This is a genomic window from Actinoplanes sp. NPDC049598, assembly GCF_040675435.1.
Taxonomy (GTDB): Bacteria; Actinomycetota; Actinomycetes; order Mycobacteriales; family Micromonosporaceae; genus Actinoplanes.
The window spans coordinates 1-3628 of sequence record NZ_JBFAOX010000065.1 but is presented as its reverse complement, the minus strand read 5'-3'; the positions used below and the strand labels follow the sequence as shown (position 1 = coordinate 3628).

Below are 3628 nucleotides of genomic sequence, written 5' to 3'. Positions count from 1 at the left end.
TTTCTCTCGGGGGTCGGTTGTGGGGTTGGGGTGACCACTCGGGCTGACTGGGGAGCGTTTTATGCCTCGAGTGCTCACCCCATCCCCACAACCTTGCCGGGTATCCCGGTGACGGCCAGGAGGGTGGTCGCCGGTCTCTGCGCGCGCGATGCGGGAGGCGGTCACCTCGCGGGGGTGATCTGTCGCTGTTCGCTGCCGCGCTGTGGTGTGGGCGGGCGGCGCGGTCACCCGGGCCGGCCTGGATGGTGGGCTGGTCGGCCATTGCAGGCCGGTCGCGCGGGTTCGGTGGTCAAGCGGGCGGCGCGCCGTTTGGTGGCCTGATCGGCGTGTTTTGGGCTGCGGCGAGCCACCATCTGCCGTTGCGTTCGACGAGTACGTAGAGGGCCATCTCGGAGAAGCCGTCCGCGGCGAGTGCCTGTCGGCGGATATGCGCCACAACGACGCCGGGGGCGGGTGCGAGGACGGACACGACATCGAACCGCGAGGCCGGCGCGGCGGGCGCGGCTTGCGGCGCCGACTGACCCATCAGTCGGTGGTGAATCGCGTTCAGGCCCTCGAAGCCGGTGAGAGTGGCCCCGTACGGGCTGCCCCAAAGAATGTCGTCGGCGAACCAGGCGTCGTAGACGTCGGCGTCCAAGGCGTCTCCGCCTCTCTGCAACTGCGCCGCCAGATCCGCGGCAACATTCTCCGCAGTCGTCCGAGCGGCTGGGTCGTCCAGCGTCACCCGTTGCGTGATCTCTTCGCGTGGCCGCTCTTCACTATCGGTGCGAGGCATGCAGAGACGCTAAGAGCTCAACCACGGTTGAGGTCAAGCTGCCAGGACGCCCAGTCCCAGTCCACCCCGTCGATCTTCGCGAGATAGTCGATTGCAGACGACTCGCGACCGGCGATGAAGACCTCCCGGTAGGCGGCGGTGTCCGCGGTTTCGCCGGCGCCGTAGTTCGGGCCGGCCATCGCGAGGAGTCCGTCGCCCGCGTAGAGCTGATGCATGGGGCACGGCCACCGCCAAGCGGCACCAGGTATCGGGATCAGCGGCGACAGGACCTGCTCGAGCTGCTGCGGCGTGATCCAGGCGGCGCTGGCTCCCGCCGGTGCGCCACAGATCGCCTCGAAGACCGCGCCGTGCACCAGGAAAACCGACAGCGTCACCCCCGTGGACTGCCACGGCCGGCCTGGCTTGTTCTCGCGGTCATAGACGTCGGGGTCGTCGCCGGTAGGGTCCACTGCCCACAGCCAGACGCCCTGGTTCTCCACCCAGAAAACGACCTTGCCATCCTCGACCCAGGCGCTGCCGGGGTCCAGGACACGGTTCTGCATGGTCACCGGCCGCGACCACCGCGACGTCACTTCGAACCATTCCCGGAGCGGGCGCGGGGTCCAGTGATCGGAACCGCTCGTGGCCGTCGACCCGCGATCCGGTTGTCCGTACCACCAGGTCAGAAACAGGTCGAGCCGAGGCGTCGCAGTGCCGAGGAGTGTCATCGCGCTTCGGGCGGGTTGCCGAGGGGTGATGTTCATTCGATGACGTCGCCGTAGGGATATCCGATCCAGGGGCCGGTGCCCAGGGCCGGGCAATGGTCGTCCATCGCCTTCTTGACCACGGCGTAGTCGGCGGGAGCGCGCCGATACATCAGGTCCACCAGGTGGATGTCCGACTCGACCCGCCCATCGTCCCAGCGGGCGTCATAGCGCACTACCCGCTTAGGTCGTCGCAGCCATCGTGACTTCTCGAGCCGCGCCTGGGCTCGGAAGGCGGTGGGGGCTTCGTCATTCACGAGTTCAGAATGCCAGTGCACCTCATACCGCTGGAGCGTACGCCTGAGGCGCAGCGTTGCGGCTGTTGCCGGGCTATCGCTGGGTCGCGGCTAAAGCTTCCAACTCCGCTCGTTCTGCCTCGGTCAGCTCAACGCGCAGCTTGGAGAGCTGAAAGCGCAGGGCTGACATGGTGTCGCCGGTCAGCCCCTTGTTGAGGTCGGCTTGGAACGCCGTGACGAGCCACGCCGGTAACCGGTCGGCCAAGTGGTCTACCAGCTCAGTCATCCGGCGGATGAGAGCGGCGCGTTCATCGATTTGGGCCGTGGCCGCAGCCCTTAGCCGTTCGAGGCCAAGCAGATCTGGAGAGGGGCCGAGGCCGGCGCGTCGGCGAACTGTTGCGAGCATGTCCTCGGCATCAGTACGGGCCAGAGCAACATGGTCGGGTGCAGCGAGCATCGAGGCGATGGGCCGTTCGATGCGCACACGCAGCTTGTTGCCGCCTCGCCGAGCGGTGATCCGTGCTGGATGCTCCACGACGAAGTCGTACCAGATCTCGAGGACGCGATCCGGAGCCGCGGACCACCAGCTCACCCAGTGCGGTTCGCGCAGCTCATCGAGGAGAAGGCCTAAGGCCATGCGGTAGGTGTCGGGCACGGCGCGGTCGGTCGACCCGCCCACCACGACGATCTGCGGCACCGACTCAGGTGCGTTGGCGCCTTCGCCGCGCACCTTCAACCGTGGCAGTGTCACGACCTCCGTGATGCATGGCCCTTCGTCCAGATCCATCTGCACCGTCGTGCTGCCGTGCCAGCGCAGCGAGGCGGCGACCCGGCGGAAGACGGTCTCAGCTCCGGCAGTGACCATCTCGGCCGAACGGGCGACCAGCGTGTCGTCCCCGGCCCGCCGGATCTCCACCACGACGCGGCCCAGACCATCGTCGGCGATGGTGAAGACCGGCCGGGCGGTGTGCTTGCGTCCCGGTGACGTCTTCGACGGTCCGACCCACTTGAACCGCAGGTCGTGCTCCACGACGTGAGCGCGGGCAGCCTCGAACGCTTCCGGGTCCCAGCCGCGCGCCTCGGCCATCCGCAATGCGGCGGCGTGCATCACGTCCAGCACCAGGGCAGCCCTGGCCGCGGCTGGCAACGCCGCCACTCCGTCGGGCAGTTGCACCCCGGCCATCTCGAACCCTTCGGTCGGCTCGGTGTACACCGTCACTTCGACTTCGGTGCGGCCGGGCTCGTGCGGAAAGCAGTGCAGCCGCAGTTGGGAGTTTCGCGCTTGAACCCGGGCCGGGCGGACGCCCTCGCTGTACAACTCACCGATACCTCGAGCGCTCCGCACGAACGCGTCCTCGTCCGGATCCTCGACCCACAACGCGTCCACGAAGCCGGTCTGCGGCCAGAACTCGACCGTACGCAACACCGCCACGCCGAAAGCCTCCGCCCACACCCGCTGACTCGCCAGATGGTGGCAGATGCTCTTCGGCGTCATCGATGTCAGGAAAGTGATTGGTCCACCAGCGTGAGCGGATCCTGCCCTCGCGCCGCTCCCGCCGAAGCGTTCTGACGCCGCCGATGCACCCGCCCGGGTTGGCCGGTCTGACCACCGAACCCGCGCGACCGGCCTGCAATGGCCGATTAGCCCACCACCCAGGCCCGCCCGGGTGACCGCGTCGCCCGCCCGCACAACAGTGCGGCAGCGAACAGCGACAGACCACCTACCTCGAGGTGACCGCCTCCCGCATCGCGCGCTCAGAGACCGGTGACCACCCTCCAGGCCGCCACCGAGCCACCCGGCAAGGTTGTGGGGATGGGGTGAGCACTCGAGGCATAAAACGCTCCCCAGTCAGCCCGAGTGGTCACCCCATCCC

General features: G+C 68.1%; 4 protein-coding genes. All 4 read right to left on the bottom strand.

The window, feature by feature from the left end; genetic code table 11:
• Positions 1 to 289: 289 nt before the first annotated feature.
• Positions 290 to 775 (bottom strand): DUF4440 domain-containing protein, encoded by a 486-nt coding sequence (locus tag AB0J66_RS49725; RefSeq protein WP_364676573.1) that lies wholly within the window; start codon positions 773 to 775, stop codon positions 290 to 292.
• A gap of 17 nt (positions 776 to 792) precedes the next feature.
• Complete coding sequence (locus AB0J66_RS49720; protein ID WP_364676571.1) at positions 793 to 1518, bottom strand: hypothetical protein; 726 nt, start codon at positions 1516 to 1518, stop codon at positions 793 to 795.
• A complete protein-coding gene (locus AB0J66_RS49715) occupies positions 1515 to 1775 on the bottom strand; it encodes a hypothetical protein (RefSeq protein ID WP_364676568.1) in 261 nt (86 codons plus the stop codon). Before AB0J66_RS49715 ends, AB0J66_RS49720 begins: the two co-directional genes overlap by 4 nt.
• A 73-nt stretch (positions 1776 to 1848) precedes the next feature.
• On the bottom strand, positions 1849 to 3249 hold the full coding sequence (locus AB0J66_RS49710) for a hypothetical protein (protein WP_364676566.1): 1401 nt from the start codon (positions 3247 to 3249) through the stop codon (positions 1849 to 1851).
• Positions 3250 to 3628 lie beyond the last annotated feature (379 nt).